Below are 17,447 nucleotides of genomic sequence, written 5' to 3' on the forward strand. Positions count from 1 at the left end.
TCGGCAAAACGGAATGCCGCCACGGGGGACGCCAGATGCCTGCCCAGCCACAGACCGGACCGATCGCCGGACGCCTGCCTGCCGATGTGCTGGCACGGAACTTCTCGGACCTTCACCCACCGCTGAGCGCGCATGAGGCACGGGTCGCCGCGGATCGCTGCTACTTCTGCCATGACGCGCCCTGCGTGACGGCCTGCCCCACCGAGATCGACATCCCGCTGTTCATCCGCGAGATCCAGGCCGGGCGCCCGGAAACCGCGGCGCGCGAGATCTTCGAGGCCAATATCCTGGGCGGCATGTGCGCCCGGGTCTGTCCGACCGAGGTGCTCTGCGAGGGCGCCTGCGTGCGCGAGGCGGCCGAGGGCAAGCCGGTGCAGATCGGGCTCTTGCAGCGCCATGCCACCGACAGCCTGATGGCGCGGCAGGGCCACCCCTTTACCCGCGCGCCCCGCACAGGCAAGCGCATCGCGGTTGTCGGCGCCGGGCCCGCCGGGCTCGCCTGCGCGCACCGGCTGGCGCGGCATGGCCATGACGTCGTGATCTTCGAGGGCGCACCCAAGCCGGGCGGGCTCAACGAATACGGCATCGCCGCCTACAAGACCGTCGATGATTTCGCGGCGCGCGAAGCGGCCTGGATCATGGGTATCGGCGGCATCGAGCTGCGGCACGGGCAATGGCTCGGTCGCGACGTGACGCTCGATGCGCTCCGGGAGGAATACGACGCGGTGTTCCTCGGCATCGGGCTTTCCGACGTCAACGCGCTCGGGCTCGAGGGCCCGCCGCTCGAGGGGACGCATGATGCCGTCACCTTCATCTCGGCGCTGCGCCAGGCGGAGGACCTGTCGACGCTGCCGATCGGCCGCGACGTGGTGGTGATCGGTGGCGGCATGACCGCGATCGACTGCGCGGTACAGGCCAAGGGGCTGGGTGCCGAGACCGTGACGCTGGTCTATCGCCGGGCGCGCGAGCGGATGGGGGCGAGCCTCTACGAGCAGGAGCTCGCGGCGCGGCGCGGCGTGCGGCTGATCTTCGAGGCCGCGCCCGTCGCGGTCGAGGGCGAGGGGCGGCTTTCCGCCGTGGTGTTCGAGAGGATGGCAGAGGGGCCGGATGGCCTCGCCTCGACGGGGGAGCGATTCTCCTTGCCGGCGGATCAGCTGTTCCGTGCCGTCGGACAGCGCCTTGGGGACGCGAATGGCCTGGAAATCGTACATGGAAAGGTTGTGACGCAGGGTCGCGGCCGCACCGGCATGGACAAGGTTTGGGCCGGGGGAGACTGTGCCGGCGGTGGCGACGACCTCACCGTCACGGCCGTGGCGCAGGGTCGGGATGCCGCCGAAGACATTCACGGCTCACTCATGGAATAGACAAATGGCATTCACGGGCATCTTCATCCTGCCGCTTCCGGTCGATGACCAGGACCGCGCGCTGGCCTTCTACCGCGACCGGATCGGCATGGAGGTCGCGCTGGATGCCGATCTCGACGAGGACTGGCGCATGATCATGATGAAGCTGCCGGACACGCAGACCAAGATCCAGTTCGCGCGGCGCCAAGAGGTGAGTTACTCTGAGGAAGTCCCCGTGCTCTATCTCGAATGCGCGGATGTCGATGCCGAGGCCGCGCGGCTGAAGTCCGAAGGGGTGCGCTTCGTGTCGAACCCCACCGAGCTTCCCTGGAGCGACACCGAGCGCTTCGCGATGTTCCTCGACAGCGAAGGCAACACCATCGTGATGCACGCCACACCACCGGAAGGATGATGAGATGGCCGACCTGACCACCCGGTTCCTGGGCATCGAGAGCCCCAACCCGTTCTGGCTCGCCTCGGCGCCGCCCACGGACAAGGAATACAACGTCCGCCGCGCCTTCGAGGCCGGCTGGGGCGGGGTGGTCTGGAAGACGCTGGGGGCCGAGGGACCACCGGTGGTCAACGTCAACGGCCCGCGCTACGGCGCCATCTACGGCGCCGACCGGCGGCTCCTGGGTCTCAACAACATCGAGTTGATCACCGATCGCGATCTCGAAACCAATCTGGAGGAGATGGCGCGGGTCAAGGCCGACTATCCCGACCGGGCGCTGATCGCCTCGATCATGGTGCCCTGCGAGGAGGCGGCCTGGAAGGCGATCCTGCCGCGGGTCGAGGAGACGAACGCGGACGGCATCGAGCTGAACTTCGGCTGTCCGCATGGCATGAGCGAGCGCGGCATGGGGTCGGCGGTGGGGCAGGTGCCCGAATACATCGAGATGGTCACCCGCTGGTGCAAGCAGTATTACGACCGCCCGGTGATCGTGAAGCTCACCCCCAACATCACCGATGTGCGCAAGCCTGCCGAGGCCGCGAAGCGCGGCGGCGCCGACGCGGTGAGCCTGATCAACACCATCAACTCGATCACCTCGGTGGATCTCGACCTGATGGCGCCGCAGCCCACCATCGACGGCAAGGGCAGCCATGGCGGCTATTGCGGTCCCGCGGTCAAGCCGATCGCGCTGTCGATGGTCTCCGAGATCGCGCGGCACGAGGCGACGCGCGGCCTGCCGATCTCGGGCATCGGTGGCGTCACCACATGGCGCGACGCGGCCGAGTTCATGGTGCTGGGCGCCGGCACGGTGCAGGTCTGCACGGCGGTGATGACCTACGGCTTCCGGATCGTCGAGGAGATGTGCGCCGGGCTCTCCGACTGGATGGACGAGAAGGGTTATCGCTCGACCTCGGATTTCGTCGGCCAGGCGGTGCCCAACGTCACCGACTGGAAGAACCTCAATCTCAACTACGTCACCAAGGCGCGGATCGATCAGGATCTGTGCATCAAGTGCGGTCGCTGCTATGCCGCCTGCGAGGACACCTCGCACCAGGCGATCGCGATGACGCCGGACCGGGTGTTCGAGGTGATCGACGCGGAATGCGTCGCCTGCAACCTCTGCGTCGATGTCTGCCCGGTCGAGAACTGCATCGACATGGTCCGGATGGCGCCGGGCAGCGTCGATCCGCGCACCGGGCAGGTGGTGTCCGACGATCACGCCGACTGGACCACCCATCCCAACAACCCGATGGCGCAGGCGGCGGAATAGCCGCCCTCTGGGCTGATCTGCGGGCCCGGCACGATGATCCGATGCGAGGGCCGGTGATGGGGGCGTGAGCCCGCTGAGCAGCGTCTTGCGCCTTGGCGACATGCAGGAATGGTTCGGGAGCAGCGCGCCGGTTCAGAAAGAGTGAGGCCGGTTTTTATGCCGCTGCGTTTGGCGATATCGGGCCGGGGATATTGCCCGAAACGATGCCGAAAGCACCGAATGTCAGGCTATCGGGGCGGCGGAGAGGGCGTAGCCAGACGGGCGAAATGCAAGCGGCCGATATAAGGATGCGTTTCGACGCGTTCGCCGATTCCCGCCTTCAGATGGACTTGTGCGGGCTCCCGAGTGCCGCGCCGAAGAGGTGATCGAGCCAGGCTTCGGCGCCCGGGTAGGGGTTGGTTTTCCCCATGATCGCGCGTACCTGCACCTCGAAATCGGCATAGTGCTGGGTCAGGGCCCAGATCGAGAAAATCAGGTGATAGGGGTCGACGGGTCCGATCCGCCCCGATTCCGACCAGGCCGCGATCACCGCGGCCTTCTCGTCGACCAGCGCCTTCAACTCGCCCTCCAACACCGGCCGCGCACGGGGCGCGCCTTGCAGGATTTCGTTGGCGAAAAGCCGGCTTTCGCGCGGGTGGTCGCGGCTCATCTCCAGCTTCCGCCGCACGTAACCCAAGATCTGCTCGCGCGGCTCGCCTTCGGCATCCATCTCGCGCAGCGGCGCCAGCCACAGCTCGAGCAGATCCTCGAGAATGGCGAGGTGCAGCGCCTCCTTGGAGCGGAAATAATAGAGCAGGTTCGGCTTCGACAGCCCCGCCGCCTGCGCGATCCGGTCCAGCGTCGCGCCCCTGAAGCCACGCGCCGCGAAAACCTCGAGCGCCGCCTCGAGGATGGCGGCCCGGTTGCGGACCTGAATCCGGGTGCGGGGCGGGCTCTTGGTCATCTCCGGTCCTGTCGAACGGGCGGAACGACCCGCCGCTGCCTCGTCTCGCATCGTTTCGAGCCCCGGCCGGGGGCGCGCTCACGCGATCCTTGACTGGTGTCGGGACTTTGATAGCGTTAATTTTACCGGGCGGTCAAATCGAAGCCGCGCGGGGTCCGACCGGCAGCAAGGCGAGGAACCCAGCATGTCCGCACCCGGCGAAAACCTCAAGATCGACGGCGCGCGGCTCTGGTCCAGCCTGATGGAGATGGCCGAGATCGGCCCCGGCGTGGCGGGCGGCAACAATCGCCAGACCCTGACGGATACGGATGCCGAAGGCCGGGCGCTCTTCGCGAAGTGGTGCGAGGCCGCGGGCCTGTCGATGGGCGTCGACAAGATGGGATCGATGTTCGCACGCCGCGAGGGCGAGGATTCCGACGCGCTACCGGTCTATGTCGGCAGCCATCTCGATACCCAGCCCACGGGCGGCAAGTATGACGGCGTGCTGGGCGTGCTCGGCGGGCTCGAGATCATCCGCACGCTCGATGACATGGGGATCAGGACCCGCCGGCCGATTGTCGTCGTGAACTGGACCAACGAGGAAGGCACTCGCTTCGCCCCGGCGATGATGGCCTCGGGCGTGTTCGCCGGGCAGCACGATCTCGATTGGGCCTATGCGCGCGAGGATGCGGATGGAAAATCCTTCGGCGCCGAACTGGAACGGATCGGCTGGAAGGGCGAGGAGGAGGTTGGCGCGCGCAAGATGCATGCGCTTTTCGAGTTGCATATCGAGCAGGGCCCGATCCTCGAGGCCGAAGAGAAAGATATCGGCGTGGTCACCCACGGCCAGGGGCTGTGGTGGCTGGAGGTCCGGCTCACCGGCAAGGAAAGCCATACCGGCTCCACCCCGATGTACATGCGGGTCAATGCCGGGCTCGGCATGGCGCGGATCACCGAGGCCGTGCACCGTATCGCGATGGAGCACCAGCCCGACGCGGTGGGCGCGGTCGGGCAGGCCAATGTCTGGCCGAATTCCCGCAACGTGATCCCGGGCCGCGCGGTCTTCACCGTCGACATCCGCTCGCCCGATGCCGAGAAGCTCGCCGCGATGCGCAAGGCGGTCGAGACCGAGGCGGCGCGGATCGCCGACGAGCTGGGGCTCGGGCTGGAGATCGAGCCCACCGGGCATTTCGAGCCGGTCACCTTCGACCCGGACTGCGTCGGCATGGTGCGCGCCGCCGCCGAGCGGTTGGGTTACGGCCATCGCGACATCGTTTCGGGCGCCGGACACGACGCCTGCTGGATCGCCGGCATCGCCCCGACCGCCATGGTGATGTGCCCCTGCAAGGACGGGCTGAGCCATAACGAGGCGGAGGAGATCACGCAGGACTGGGCGACCAAGGGCTGCGACGTGCTGCTGCACGCGGTGATCGAGGCCGCCGAGGTGGTGTCTTGAAACGTTCACCGGACATGCAGGGCTTGACCTCTCCCGGTTCCGGCCTTTCTGGATCGGCAAGCCAGATGTTCAGGAGAGCCCGATGACCAGACTGCCCCGACTGCTGCCCGTATTGGCGGCGCTGCCGCTGCTCGCCGCCTGCGAGGAAGTGCGTACCGTGGCCGTGCCGCAACCCGCTCCGGTGTTTCCCGCGCCGCAGGCGGCTCCCGCGCCCGAACCGACGCCAGCGCCGGCCCGGCTCGAAAGCCCTGCCCAGGTGACCACGGCGCCATTGTCGGACGATGGTGACACGACCGCCGCGGCGGCCCCCCGGCCACCTGCCGGCGCCATCACCGCGACATCCCCGCAGGAGGTGGTCTCCGCCCCCGAGGTCGTGCTCGCCGCGCTCCTGCCCGGGACGCCGCCCTCGGCCGTGTTCCAGAACGGCGATGGCTGCTACCTGTTCTCGATCGAGCGCACCGAGCCGCTGAGCGGCTACCCGGTACGGGACGAAAACGGCGTGCCGCTGTGTGAAAACGACGACGGCACGGTGGGGCCGCGCCCCGCAAGCTGATCCGGGCAGTTCGGGGGCGATGCCGGCCGACCACGCGCCGCCGCCCCCTTCGCCCGCCGACCCTTTCGAGCCGGAGCGCGCCACCGAGCGCGCGCCCGGGACGTGTCACGGCCCCCGCACGAGGGGCCGGGCCTGACAGAGAGGGAACGGAAATGGGCTCCAAGGTCATCAGGAACGGTACCATCGTCACGGCGGATCTGACCTACGAGGCGGATCTACTGATCGAGGGCGGGCGCATCGCCGCCATCGGAAAGGGGCTGGCCGGCGACGAGGAACTCGACGCCACGGGCTGTTACGTGATGCCCGGTGGCATCGACCCGCACACCCATCTGGAGATGCCCTTCATGGGCACCCATTCCACCGATGATTTCGGTTCGGGCACCCGCGCGGCGCTGGCCGGCGGCACCACCATGGTGGTGGATTTCGCGCTTCCCAGCCCGGGCCAGAGCCTGCTCGACGCGCTGAAAGTCTGGCACAACAAGTCGGGCCAGGCGGCCTGCGACTATTCCTACCACATGGCGATCACCTGGTGGGACCGTCAGGTCTTCGACGAGATGGAAACCGTCGTGCGCGATCACGGCATTACCACCTTCAAGCACTTCATGGCCTACAAGGGCGCCCTGATGGTGAACGACGACGAGCTGTTCGCGAGCTTCCGTCGCTGCGCCGAGCTGGGCGCGATCCCGCTGGTGCATGCCGAGAACGGCGACGTGGTGGCCGAGCTGCAGGCCAAGCTTCTGGCCGAGGGCAATACCGGCCCCGAGGCGCATGCCTATTCGCGCCCCTCCTCGGTCGAGGGGGAGGCGACCAACCGCGCGATCATGATCGCCGACATGGCGGGCGTGCCGCTCTACGTCGTCCATGTCTCCTGCGAGGAGGCACATGAGGCGATCCGCCGCGCCAAGATGCTGGGCAAGCGGGTCTGGGGCGAGCCGCTGATCCAGCACCTGATCCTCGACGAGAGCGAATACGCCCATCCCGACTGGGACCACGCGGCGCGCCGGGTGATGAGCCCGCCATTCCGCGACAAGCGCCATCAGGACAGCCTCTGGGCCGGTCTGGCCTCGGGCACGCTGTCGGTGGTGGCCACCGATCACTGCGCCTTCACCACCGAACAGAAGCGCAACGGCGTGGGCGATTTCACCAAGATCCCCAATGGCACTGGCGGGCTCGAGGACCGGATGCCCTTGTTGTGGACGCATGGGGTCAACACTGGCCGGATCACCATGAACGAGTTCGTCGCCGTCACCTCGACCAACAGCGCCAAGATCCTCGGCTGCTACCCGAAAAAGGGCGCGATCCTCGTCGGCGCCGATGCCGACATCGTGGTCTGGGATCCGGAAAAGGAAAGGACCATCACCGCCGCCGGGCAGGCGTCAGCGATCGACTACAACGTCTTCGAGGGGCAGAAGGTGAAGGGCCTGCCCCGCTACGTGCTGAGCCGAGGCCATGTCTCGCTGCGCGACGGCACGCTGGATACGCATGAGGGTCATGGCGAATTCGTCGCGCGCGAGCCGCAGGGCCCGGTCAACCGGGCGCTGTCCTCGTGGAAGGCGCTGACCGCACCGCGCCCGGTCGAACGCTCGGGCATTCCGGCGAGCGGGGTGTGAGGGCGATGGGACGGGGGGCGCGCCGATGATGAATGCGCCGATCCCCCAGACCGCCATCTCGGCGCGCGGCGTCGACCTCACCTTCGAGACCGCGGACGGTCCGGTTCACGCCCTCAAGGGCGTGGATCTCGACATCGCGAAGGGCGAGTTCGTCTCCTTCATCGGCCCGTCGGGCTGCGGCAAGACCACATTTCTTCGGGTGGTCGCGGCACTGGAGCAGCCCACGGCTGGCGAGGTTTCGGTCAATGGAATGAGCCCCGACGAGGCGCGCCGGGCCCGGGCCTATGGTTACGTGTTCCAGGCGGCCGGGCTCTACCCCTGGCGAACCATCGGCGGCAACATCGCGCTGCCGCTTGAGATCATGGGGTTTCCCAAGGCCGAGCGGACCCGGCGGGTGCGCGAGGTGCTGGAACTGGTCGAGTTGGGCGGGTTCGAGAAGAAGTATCCTTGGCAATTGTCAGGCGGGATGCAGCAACGCGCGAGCATCGCACGGGCGCTGGCGTTCGATGCTGACATCCTGCTGATGGACGAACCCTTCGGCGCGCTGGACGAGATCGTGCGGGACCGGCTCAACGAGGAACTGCTCAGGCTCTGGGCCGCGACCGGCAAGACCACGCTTTTCGTGACCCACTCGATTCCCGAGGCGGTGTATCTCTCGACCAAGATCGTGGTGATGAGTCCGCGACCCGGGCGGATCAGCGACGTGATCGACAGCCCCCTGCCGCGCGAGCGCCCGCTCGACATCCGCGACGGCCCCGAATTCATCGAGATCGCGCACCGGGTGCGCGAGGGACTGAGGGCCGGCCATGAAGAGGTGTGAGACACAATCGGGCTTCCCACCCATGGCGAGCGGGAAGCCCTGTCGCATGGCGACTTCGTTCGCGGTCATCGGCTCGCCAGCCTGTACCGCGCCCCCAAGTAAGCCGGACATGGTTACTTTGTTCTTAAAATACGCAGGAAGACCGGCGTCCTTCAGACCGAAGGTGGGTCGGAGCGGCAAGGGTGGGATTGCGTATTTGGAGAACAAAGTTGCCCATACGGCGCGATACACTTGCGAGGCTAGCGCATGAGCCGCGCCGGGCCGGTCGTCATCCTCGTCGCGGCATTGTTCGCGCTCTGGTACGCCGCCGCCGTGCCGATGAACATCCGCGAGGCCCTGACCGCCGCCGAGCGCGAGGGGGTGGCGGTACAGCCGGTCACCGCCTTGGAGCGGCGCGATGCGAACGCGCTGGGGCTGGTGCTGGCCAATCCGGGCCAGATCCCTGACGCCTGGGCGCAGGACAGGCCGAGACTGCCCGCACCGCATCAGGTCGCGGGCGAGCTGTGGCTGAGCGTGGTGATGGAGGAGGTCGAGGGGCGGCGCGGCCTGCTGCGATCGGGAAGCCTGTCGAACCGCGGATTGCTGCTGCATGCCTGGATCACGCTCTCGGCCACGGCGCTGGGCTTTGTCATCGGAGCCGTGGCAGGGATCGCCCTGGCGATCGGCATCGTCCATTCGAAGACGATGGAGAAATCGGTGATGCCCTGGGCCATCGTCAGCCAGACGGTGCCGATCGTGGCGCTGGCACCGATGATCGTGGTGGTGCTCTACTCTGTCGGGCTGCAGGGGCTGCTGCCCAAGGCGATCATCTCCGCCTACCTGTCGTTCTTCCCGGTGGTGGTCGGCATGGTGAAGGGATTGCGCGCCCCAGATGCGATGCAGACCGACCTGATGCGCACATGGGACGCCTCGGGCTGGCAGGTGCTGACGCGGCTGCGGCTGCCGGCCTCGATGCCCTATCTCTTCGCGTCGATGAAGATCGCCGTGGCGGCCGCCCTTGTCGGGGCCATCGTGGGCGAGCTGCCGGTGCAGGGCGGCGGATTGGGCGCGCGCATGCTGGCAGGAAGCTATTATGGCCAGACCGCGCAGATCTGGGCCGCGCTGCTGCTGGCCGCGGCGCTGGCGGCGGTACTGGTGGCGATGATCGGCGGCGCGCAGCGGCTGGCGCTGCGGCGCATGGGAGGTGCGGCATGAGCGCGGCGATCCTCGCGCTGGCGCTCTGGCTCGGGCTCTGGGCGCTCAACGTCTGGCTTGCCACCGGGCCGCTGTCGAACCGGATCTGGGCGCGCATGGCGGTACCCTTGCTGTTCGGGATCACCATCCTGATCCTGTGGGAGATCGCGGTACGCGCGCTGCAGGTGCCGCTGGTCATCCTGCCGCCGCCGAGCCAGATCGGCGCGCGCTTCGCCGAGAGCCTGCCACTGCTTTGGGGCGATTTCGTGCAGACGATCCTGCGCGGCGCGCTTTCGGGCTATGCGATCGGATGTGGGGCGGCGTTCCTCACGGCGATCGCCGTCGATCGCTTCGTGTTCCTGCAGCGCGGGCTGCTGCCACTGGCGAGCTTCATGGCGGCGCTGCCAATCGTCGGCACCGCGCCGATCCTCGTGATGTGGTTCGGCTTCGACTGGCAGTCCAAGGCCGCCGTGGTGGTGGTCATGGTGTTCTTCCCGATGCTGGTGAACACCGTGGCAGGGCTCGCCGAGACCTCGGCCATGCAGCGCGACCTGATGAAGAGCTGGGGCGCGGGCTACTGGCAGGGCTTGGTGAAGCTGCGGCTTCCGGCGGCGATGCCCTTCATCTTCAACGGCCTCAAGATCTGCACCACGCTGGCGCTGATCGGGGCCATCGTGGCCGAATTCTTCGGCTCGCCGACACTGGGGCTTGGCTTTCGGATCACCACCTCGGTGGGCCAGCTCGCGCTCGACATGGTCTGGGCCGCGATCCTGGTCGCGGCGCTGGCGGGCACCGGCTTCTACGGGCTGGTTGCGCTGGTCGAGCGGGGGGTGACCTTCTGGCACCCCTCGCAACGCGGATAACCAACAGAGCCCGCCAACCGGGCCGTCAACAGCAAACGGAGGTCGACCAAGAATGAAACGGATGATGATGGCCGCGGCGGCGGCAGGCGCGCTGATGACCGGGGGGGCACCCGCCATGGCGCAGGATCTCGACAAGGTCCGGCTGCAGCTGCAATGGGTCACCCAGGCGCAATTCGCGGGCTATTACGTGGCGCTCGAAGAGGGGTTCTACGAGGAGGAGGGGCTCGACGTCGAGATCCTGCCCGGGGGGCCCGACATCGCGCCGCCGCAGGTACTCGCGGGGGGCGGGGCCGACGTGATGCTCAACTGGATGCCCTCTGCGCTGGCCGCGCGGGAGAAAGGCCTGCCTGTCGTGAACATCGCCCAGCCCTTCGCCAGCTCGGGGCTGATGCTGACCTGCTGGAAGGATACCGGCATCACCGGTCCGCAGGACTTCAAGGGCAAGACCATCGGCGTCTGGTTCTTCGGAAACGAATACCCGTTCCTGAGCTGGATGAGCCAGGAAGGCATCCCGACCGAGGGCGGCGAGGACGGGGTGACGGTGCTGAAGCAGGGTTTCAACGTCGACCCGTTGATTCAGCGGCAGGCCGATTGCATCTCGACCATGACCTACAACGAATACGGCCAGGTGCTCGACGCGGGCATCTCCGAGGACGAGCTCGTCACCTTCAAGTACGAGGATATGGGCGTGGCGACGCTCGAGGACGGGATGTGGGTGCTGGAGGAGAACCTCGAGGATCCGGAGTTCGTCGACAAGATGATCCGTTTCGTGCGTGCCTCGATGAAGGGCTGGAAATGGGCCGAGGAGAACCCAGAAGACGCGGCGCAGATCGTGCTCGACTACGACGAGACCGGCGCGCAGACCGAGGCGCATCAGGTCCGGATGATGGGCGAGATCGCCAAGCTGACCGAGGGTTCGGATGGCAGCCTCGACGAGACCGCCTATCAGCGCACCGTCGACACGCTTCTCGCGGGCGGCTCGGACCCTGTGATCTCGGCCGTACCGGAGGGTGCTTTCACGCATGAAATCACCGACGCCGCGCTGCAATGACGGGCAGGGCGCGGGGGCCTGAAGACCTCGCGCCAGACCGGTTCTGGTCAGCCCCGACACACTCCGCTACTGCTTGCGTAGCAGTAGCGGAGATTTTGTATGCGTGTTCTGGTCACGGGCGGTGCGGGTTACATCGGCAGCCATACTCTGGTGGAGCTCCTGGGGCAGGGCCACGAGGTGGCCTGCGTCGACAATTATTCCAATGGCTCGCCAGAGGCGTTGCGCCGCGTCGGTGAACTGGTCCCGCAGGGCGCGCTGCACGCGCATGATGCGGATGTCCGGGATACGGCAGCGCTCGACCGGATCTTCGCCGAATTCCGGCCCCAGGCGGTGATCCATTTCGCCGGTCTCAAGGCGGTCGGCGAGAGCGTCGAGAAGCCGGTCGAGTATTACGATGTCAACGTCACGGGCACGCTGTCCCTGCTGCGTGCGATGGATCGGGCGGAGTGCCAGCGGATCATCTTCTCCTCCTCGGCCACGGTCTATGGCGAGCCGGTCTTCCTGCCCTATACCGAGGCGCACCCGCTGGCGCCGACCTCGGTCTACGGCCATACCAAGCGTTTCGCCGAGCAGATCCTGACCGATTGGTCGGCGGCCCGGCCCGGCTGCGCGGTGATGCTCCTGCGTTATTTCAATCCGGTTGGCGCGCATGAATCGGGCCGGATCGGCGAGGACCCGCAGGGCGTGCCGAACAACCTGATGCCTTATCTCGCCCAGGTGGCGACGGGCCGTCAGGAGCGGCTGCGCATCTTCGGCGACGACTATCCCACGCCGGACGGTACCGGCGTGCGCGACTACATTCATGTCGTCGATCTCGCCCGCGCCCATGTCGCGGCGCTCGACCGCGCGGCGGCCTCGGCGGCAGTCGAGACCTACAACATCGGTACCGGTCGGGGCTATTCGGTGCGCGAGATGCTCGACGCCTTCTCCACGGCGGTGGGTCGGGCGCTGCCATTCGAGGTGCTGCCGCGCCGCGCCGGCGATATCGCCGAGATGCAGGCTGATTGCGGGCATGCGGCCGAAAAGCTCGGCTGGCGGGCGTCGTTGGGGGTGGAAGAGATGGCGCGCGACCTGTGGCGCTGGCAGCAGGCCAATCCGCAGGGCTACGCCACCGCGGCGGATCAGCTCGCCGGCAGCTGACCCCGCCCTTCGGCGGCGGCGAGGGCCAGCGCCTTGCCGCCTTCGACCCAGCGCGCCACCACGGCGCGCAGCGCGTCGCTGTCATTCTCGGTCACGGCGGCGCGCAGGGCCCGCATCCCCGCCGCCACCTCGATCTCGCTCAGATGCGCCTCGCGCGCGAGCATGATCTTGGGATGCGGGGTGCCGACCTGGCCTTCGCCGATCAGCAGTTCCTCGTGCAGCTTCTCGCCCGCGCGCAGGCCGGTCAACCTGATCTCGATGTCGCCCTCGGGATTGGTCTCGTCGCGTACCGTGTAGCCCGCCGCCTCGATCATCTGTCGCGCGAGATCGTAGATCTGCACCGGCGCCCCCATATCGAGCACGAAGACGTCGCCGCCGGTGGCGAAGGTCCCGGCGACCAGAACGAGCCGCGCGGCTTCGGGAATGGTCATGAAGTAGCGCGTCACCTCGCGATGGGTGAGGGTGACGGGACCGCCCTTGCAGATCTGGTCGTGGAACAGCGGGATCACCGAGCCGGAGGAGCCCAGGACGTTGCCGAAGCGGACCATCGAATATATCGTGCCGTTCGAGCGGCTGGCCAGATCCTGCACCACCAGCTCGGCCATGCGCTTCGAGGCGCCCATCATGTTCTTGGGGCGGACCGCCTTGTCGGTGGAGATCAGGATGAAGCGCGCCACACCGGCCTCTCCGGCGGCCTGGGCGAGCGTATGCGTGCCCAGCACGTTGTTGGCGAAGCCCGAGACAGGATTGCTCTCGACCAGCGGCACATGTTTGTAGGCCGCCGCATGCAGGACGATCTCGATCTCCTGGTCGGCGAGCACGCGGCGCACCAGCGGCGCGTCGCAGACCGATCCCAGCACCGGTACGATCTCGACCTGCTGCTCCGTGGCCAGCGCGGACAGCTCCTGGTCGAGCTTGTAGAGCGCCAGCTCCGACATTTCGAAGAGAACCAGCCGCCGTGGCCGGCAGGCGAGGATCTGGCGGCACAGCTCGGAGCCAATCGAGCCGCCGGCACCCGAAATCATTACAGAAGACCCGCGATAGGTCTCCGATCCGCCGGGCAATTCCGCATCTAGCGGCGCGCGGCCGAGGAACTGGCCGGGCACCACGGGGCGCAGCTGCTCGACCAGCGGCACCCCGTTGCCTGCAAGCTGGGCGAAGGAGGGCAGGGTCTGCACGTCGAGACCCTTCTCTTCCAGCTGCCGCGACAGCTGCGCCAGCCGGGCACGCGGCACCGAGGGCATGGCCAGCAGCACCCGGTCGACATGCTTGGTCCGGGCCAGCCGGGCGATGGCGGCCGGGGCGTGCACGTGCAGCCCTTGGACGATCGCGCCCTGCAGCATCTTGTTGTCGTCGATATAGGCGACGGGACGGACCGTCTCGTCGGTCCGAAGCGCCGCGACCAGCTGCTGACCCGTACGACCGGCACCGTAGACCAGCACCCTGAGCTTGGGCCTGTGCCGATAGGCGCTCAGCACCAGCTTGAGCATCACGGCACGGGAGCTGACCGCGAGCAGCAGGTAGACCATCGCGAAGGAGACGAAGGTGGCGCCCGGCAAGGTGCCGCCCACGGCCCGGTCGATCAGCCCGGCCGAAAGCGCCAGCAGAACCGCATGCGTGGCCGAAAGGGCGATGGCCCGGCTTTCATAGGCCTTGAGCTGCACCCGATGGATGTTCATCGCGATCTCGATCAGGGCGCAGATCGCCATCAGCATGAGGAGGAGCTGCCAGTGCTGCTGGAGCTCGGCGCCCAGCGGCGCGCGGTTCAGATGCAGCGACAGCGCGGCAAGAAACGCCACCGGGACCAGCGCCACGTCGTTGGTCAGTACCATCCATTGTTTGGTGGAGCGGGAGAGATGCGTGATGAATCCGAGCAATTCGACAAGTTTGCCCATTTTTTCGCCCATGCTGGCCCGAAAGCCCTGCTCAGCCGCGACCGTGTCTGACATTTTCGCCCGCATCACAGCAAATTCCGTGTCCCTTGTAATCCGACGCCGGGTCATTGATCAATCTGCGGTGGCGGGAACCCGCCGAGGCCGTGCCTTTGGTGGGAACCTGCGAGGCGCCAGCCGCAACACCCTGCCCGCCGTTTCAGCGATCAGGCCGATATCGTGGCAGATCGTGGCGTGGCGCTGATAGATCAGATCCAGCCGCGCCTTGCGGGGCACGCAGCGGCGGCGATAGACCGCATCGGTTTCTTCGGCCGAGCGGCAATGCGCCAGAAGTCGCTCCTCGGTGGCGTGATAGCGCAGGCTGGCCAGCCCGGTGATGCCGGGCCGCGAGCGCAGCACCGCCGCATAGAGATCGGGGAAGGCTTCGACGTAGATGCGCAAAGGCGGCCTGGGACCGACGAGGCTGATATCGCCGCGGATCACGTTCCACAGCTGCGGCAACTCGTCGGCGCGGGTCCGTCGCAGCATGCGGTGCAGCCCTGACATGCGGTCCGATTTGTCACCGCCGGTCACGCCGGTGGCGCGGGTGCCGTAGGGGGCGGGGCGCATGGTCCGCAGCTTGATCAGGCCAAAGGACTGCTCCGGCGTGCGCATCCGCTCGGCCACGTAGAAGACCGGCCGTCCCTCTTTCACGAGCAAGAGCAGGACGAGCGCGGCCAGTACCGGCCACAGCAGAGCCAGCAGCAGGATCGACACCGTAAGGTCGAAGGCGCGCTTGGCCGGCGTCATGCAAGCCTCCAGCCGGCCAGCCGCGCCTCGGCCACGAGACCGGGCGCGGTGGCGGTGGCGACAGGGCCGGCGATGGCGGCAAGCTGCGCCGTGTCGAGAAGAGTTTCGGGCAAGGCGGTTTCCGGAGCGGGGCGCCAGTGCCAGCGCGCTCCGGCTGCTTCAAGCAGCGCCTCCATAGGCACCGCGCCGGGTTGCGCGAGGTTCAGGACGGGTGGCAGCTCCGGAGCCGACAGAAGCGCAGAGACGACCCGCGCCAGGCTCAGCGGCCCGACATAGGCGCGGCGCGGCCCGTGCCCCTCGGTGAAACGGTCGAGCGTGACCTGCCTGGCGGCCATCGCGTCGAACAGCTGGTCGCAGCCCGCGACATTGGCAAGCCGCAGGCAACAGGCGCGGGGCGCCTCGGCGCCCAGCCTGTCGACCTCTTCGGCGACCGCGCGCTCCATGTCCAGCTTGGCCATGCCATAGGCGTTTGCGGGGCTGGCCTCCGTCTCTCGACAAGGGCCTTCGGCACGGCCGTAGACCGCGGCCGAGGACATCAGCAGCACCGGGCCGAGATCGTCGCGCGCGGCAAGGCGCAAAGCGGCCCGGGCGAGGTCGGCATTGGCGGCAAGCTCTTCCGGGGATCCCGATGTCACCCCCGCCAGAACGACGACGCCTTCGGGTCGTTCATGAAGCGGCGGTGCCGGCTCCCGCATGTCCCAGGCGTAATCGCCCCGCCGGCCATGCCACAGCGCGGCCCGCCCCTCCGGCCAATGCCCGTCTTGGGCCAGCTTGCGCAGTGCCCGGCCAAGTCGTCCGGTGCCGCCGAGAATCAGCGGACCCGTCTGTGAAGGGGTTGCGATCATGTCCATCGGCTACCCGATCGGCGCTCGCAAGGCCAGATCCTCTCAACCGCGGAACACCGAACGCGACCCGATCAGCCGCAAAGTGCCGCTCAGATAGCACACTGCTCCGAATACCCATGCCAGAGGCGCGAAGTAGCCGGGCAGCAGGCAAAGCAGCACGAAGAAGCCGATCGTCTCGGTGCCCTCCAGCAATCCGTTCGAAAAGTAGAGCGACTTGATGCCCTGCGCCGAGGTCTGCATGCGCTTCTTCTCGGCGAGGATCGCGTAACCGAGGAATGTGGTGCCGTTGAAGTAGAAGGCGGCGAGCAGGAACCCGCCCGCGGCGCCATTGGCCGCCGGATCGGCCAGGACGAAGGCAAGCGGGATCGCGCCGTAGAAGGCGAAATCGGCGGCGATATCGAGATAGCCGCCCCAGTCGGTCCGGCGCGTGGCGCGGGCCACCGCCCCGTCGAGCCCGTCGGCGAGGCGCGACGCCAAGAGCGGCAGCAGGGCCCAGCCCGGCGCGCCGAGCGCGATCATCGCCGCCGCGGCAAGGCCGAGCCCCAGCCCGGCCAGCGTCACTCCATCCGCGGTCGCCCCGGCGCGCGCCAATCTGCGACCGAGCCGGTTGAGCGGCGGGTCGATCAGGCGGCGGGCGGCGGCGTCGAGCATCGGGACGGCTTTCTTCGGGGGCGACCCATCATCGCGCCATGACCGCCGCACGTCCATCGCGCACGGCCTGGATGACACGATGGTGAGGGGGCGTCACATCGTGTCGTCGATGATCGGCTGCATCGAGACATAGGTGGAGGTGCCCGCGACGCCGGGCAGGGCCGAGATCTTGGTGCCCAACACCTCGCGATAGCTGCGGATGTCGCGGGTCCGCACCTTGAGCAGGTAGTCGAAGCTGCCGGCGATCAGGTGACACTGCTCCACCTCGGTGATCAGCCGCACGGCGGCGTTGAAGGCGGCAAGCGATTTCTCGGTGGTGTCGGCGAGCCGCACCTCGACGAAAGCGACGTGGTCGAGGCCAAGCTTGGCCGGGTCGATCACCGTCCGAAAACCTCGAATCACGCCCTTTTCCTGCAGCCGTTTCAGGCGCACCTGGCAGGGCGATTTCGACAGGCCGACCCGGACCGCCAGTTCGGTCACCGGAAGCCGAGCATTTGCTGCCAGTTCGGCGAGAATGCGGTAGTCCGTGCGGTCAAGATGGCTGCCGGTGTCGGAATTGCTCATCTTTCGTCCCGCCATATCAAGAGAAATCGGGCAAAAAGCGCGCTTTCCGTCGAT

17 protein-coding genes are annotated in these 17,447 nt (G+C 67.6%); 11 read left to right on the forward strand and 6 right to left on the reverse strand.

Features of this window, described 5'->3' with window-relative positions; translation table 11 throughout:
* Positions 1-35 precede the first annotated feature (35 nt).
* The 3 genes from O4G76_RS13295 to preA are packed head-to-tail and all read left to right on the forward strand — an operon-like array spanning position 36 to position 3,064.
* Positions 36-1,364 (forward strand): NAD(P)-dependent oxidoreductase, encoded by a 1,329-nt coding sequence (locus tag O4G76_RS13295; RefSeq protein WP_269397789.1) that lies wholly within the window; start codon positions 36-38, stop codon positions 1,362-1,364.
* Between the two features lie 4 nt (positions 1,365-1,368).
* Positions 1,369-1,755 carry a VOC family protein gene (locus O4G76_RS13300; RefSeq protein WP_165761475.1) on the forward strand — a complete coding sequence of 129 codons (387 nt, stop codon included), beginning with the start codon at positions 1,369-1,371 and terminating at the stop codon, positions 1,753-1,755.
* A gap of 4 nt (positions 1,756-1,759) precedes the next feature.
* Complete coding sequence (gene preA / locus O4G76_RS13305) at positions 1,760-3,064, forward strand: NAD-dependent dihydropyrimidine dehydrogenase subunit PreA (RefSeq protein WP_269397790.1); 1,305 nt, start codon at positions 1,760-1,762, stop codon at positions 3,062-3,064.
* Between the two features lie 319 nt (positions 3,065-3,383).
* Here preA and O4G76_RS13310 read toward each other — a convergent pair whose 3' ends face one another.
* Entirely contained in the window at positions 3,384-4,007 is a 624-nt protein-coding gene (locus tag O4G76_RS13310; RefSeq protein ID WP_269397791.1) for a TetR family transcriptional regulator C-terminal domain-containing protein, read from the reverse strand.
* Between the two features lie 184 nt (positions 4,008-4,191).
* Here O4G76_RS13310 and O4G76_RS13315 point away from each other — a divergent pair, with 184 nt between their 5' ends.
* The 8 genes from O4G76_RS13315 (at position 4,192) to galE (ending at position 12,652) form a co-directional block, all read left to right on the forward strand.
* The gene (locus tag O4G76_RS13315; protein ID WP_269397792.1) at positions 4,192-5,442 is read left to right on the forward strand and encodes a Zn-dependent hydrolase; all 1,251 of its coding nucleotides are present in this window, start codon (positions 4,192-4,194) and stop codon (positions 5,440-5,442) included.
* Between the two features lie 82 nt (positions 5,443-5,524).
* Positions 5,525-5,995 (forward strand): hypothetical protein, encoded by a 471-nt coding sequence (locus O4G76_RS13320; RefSeq protein ID WP_269397793.1) that lies wholly within the window; start codon positions 5,525-5,527, stop codon positions 5,993-5,995.
* Between the two features lie 152 nt (positions 5,996-6,147).
* Positions 6,148-7,605 (forward strand): dihydropyrimidinase, encoded by a 1,458-nt coding sequence (gene hydA / locus O4G76_RS13325; RefSeq protein ID WP_269397794.1) that lies wholly within the window; start codon positions 6,148-6,150, stop codon positions 7,603-7,605.
* Positions 7,606-7,630: 25 nt separating this feature from the next.
* On the forward strand, positions 7,631-8,425 hold the full coding sequence (locus O4G76_RS13330) for an ABC transporter ATP-binding protein (RefSeq protein ID WP_269397795.1): 795 nt from the start codon (positions 7,631-7,633) through the stop codon (positions 8,423-8,425).
* A 246-nt stretch (positions 8,426-8,671) separates the two neighbouring features.
* Positions 8,672-9,619: an ABC transporter permease gene (locus O4G76_RS13335; protein WP_269397796.1), complete on the forward strand. Its 948-nt coding sequence runs from the start codon at positions 8,672-8,674 to the stop codon at positions 9,617-9,619.
* Entirely contained in the window at positions 9,616-10,461 is an 846-nt protein-coding gene (locus tag O4G76_RS13340) for an ABC transporter permease (RefSeq protein ID WP_269397797.1), read from the forward strand. The genes O4G76_RS13335 and O4G76_RS13340 overlap by 4 nt, the downstream gene beginning before the upstream one ends.
* A 52-nt stretch (positions 10,462-10,513) precedes the next feature.
* Positions 10,514-11,512, forward strand: coding sequence for an ABC transporter substrate-binding protein (locus O4G76_RS13345; protein ID WP_269397798.1), 999 nt, complete (start codon positions 10,514-10,516; stop codon positions 11,510-11,512).
* 99 nt (positions 11,513-11,611) lie between these two features.
* The gene (gene galE, locus O4G76_RS13350; RefSeq protein WP_269397799.1) at positions 11,612-12,652 is read left to right on the forward strand and encodes a UDP-glucose 4-epimerase GalE; all 1,041 of its coding nucleotides are present in this window, start codon (positions 11,612-11,614) and stop codon (positions 12,650-12,652) included.
* Here galE and O4G76_RS13355 read toward each other — a convergent pair.
* The 5 genes from O4G76_RS13355 to O4G76_RS13375 form a co-directional block, all read right to left on the reverse strand.
* The gene (locus tag O4G76_RS13355) at positions 12,634-14,484 is read right to left on the reverse strand and encodes a polysaccharide biosynthesis protein (protein WP_373568037.1); all 1,851 of its coding nucleotides are present in this window, start codon (positions 14,482-14,484) and stop codon (positions 12,634-12,636) included. The two genes, galE and O4G76_RS13355, sit on opposite strands and share 19 nt — an antisense overlap.
* A 174-nt stretch (positions 14,485-14,658) precedes the next feature.
* Positions 14,659-15,333 carry a sugar transferase gene (locus O4G76_RS13360; protein ID WP_269397801.1) on the reverse strand — a complete coding sequence of 225 codons (675 nt, stop codon included), beginning with the start codon at positions 15,331-15,333 and terminating at the stop codon, positions 14,659-14,661.
* Complete coding sequence (locus tag O4G76_RS13365; protein WP_269397802.1) at positions 15,330-16,178, reverse strand: NAD(P)-dependent oxidoreductase; 849 nt, start codon at positions 16,176-16,178, stop codon at positions 15,330-15,332. Before O4G76_RS13365 ends, O4G76_RS13360 begins: the two co-directional genes overlap by 4 nt.
* A 42-nt stretch (positions 16,179-16,220) precedes the next feature.
* Positions 16,221-16,829, reverse strand: a complete 609-nt coding sequence (locus tag O4G76_RS13370) for a CDP-alcohol phosphatidyltransferase family protein (protein ID WP_269397803.1) — start codon at positions 16,827-16,829, stop codon at positions 16,221-16,223.
* A 93-nt stretch (positions 16,830-16,922) separates the two neighbouring features.
* Positions 16,923-17,393, reverse strand: a complete 471-nt coding sequence (locus O4G76_RS13375; RefSeq protein ID WP_085897145.1) for an Lrp/AsnC family transcriptional regulator — start codon at positions 17,391-17,393, stop codon at positions 16,923-16,925.
* Positions 17,394-17,447: the final 54 nt, after the last annotated feature.

Source organism: Limimaricola sp. G21655-S1 (assembly GCF_027213785.1).
GTDB lineage: Bacteria > Pseudomonadota > Alphaproteobacteria > Rhodobacterales > Rhodobacteraceae > Limimaricola.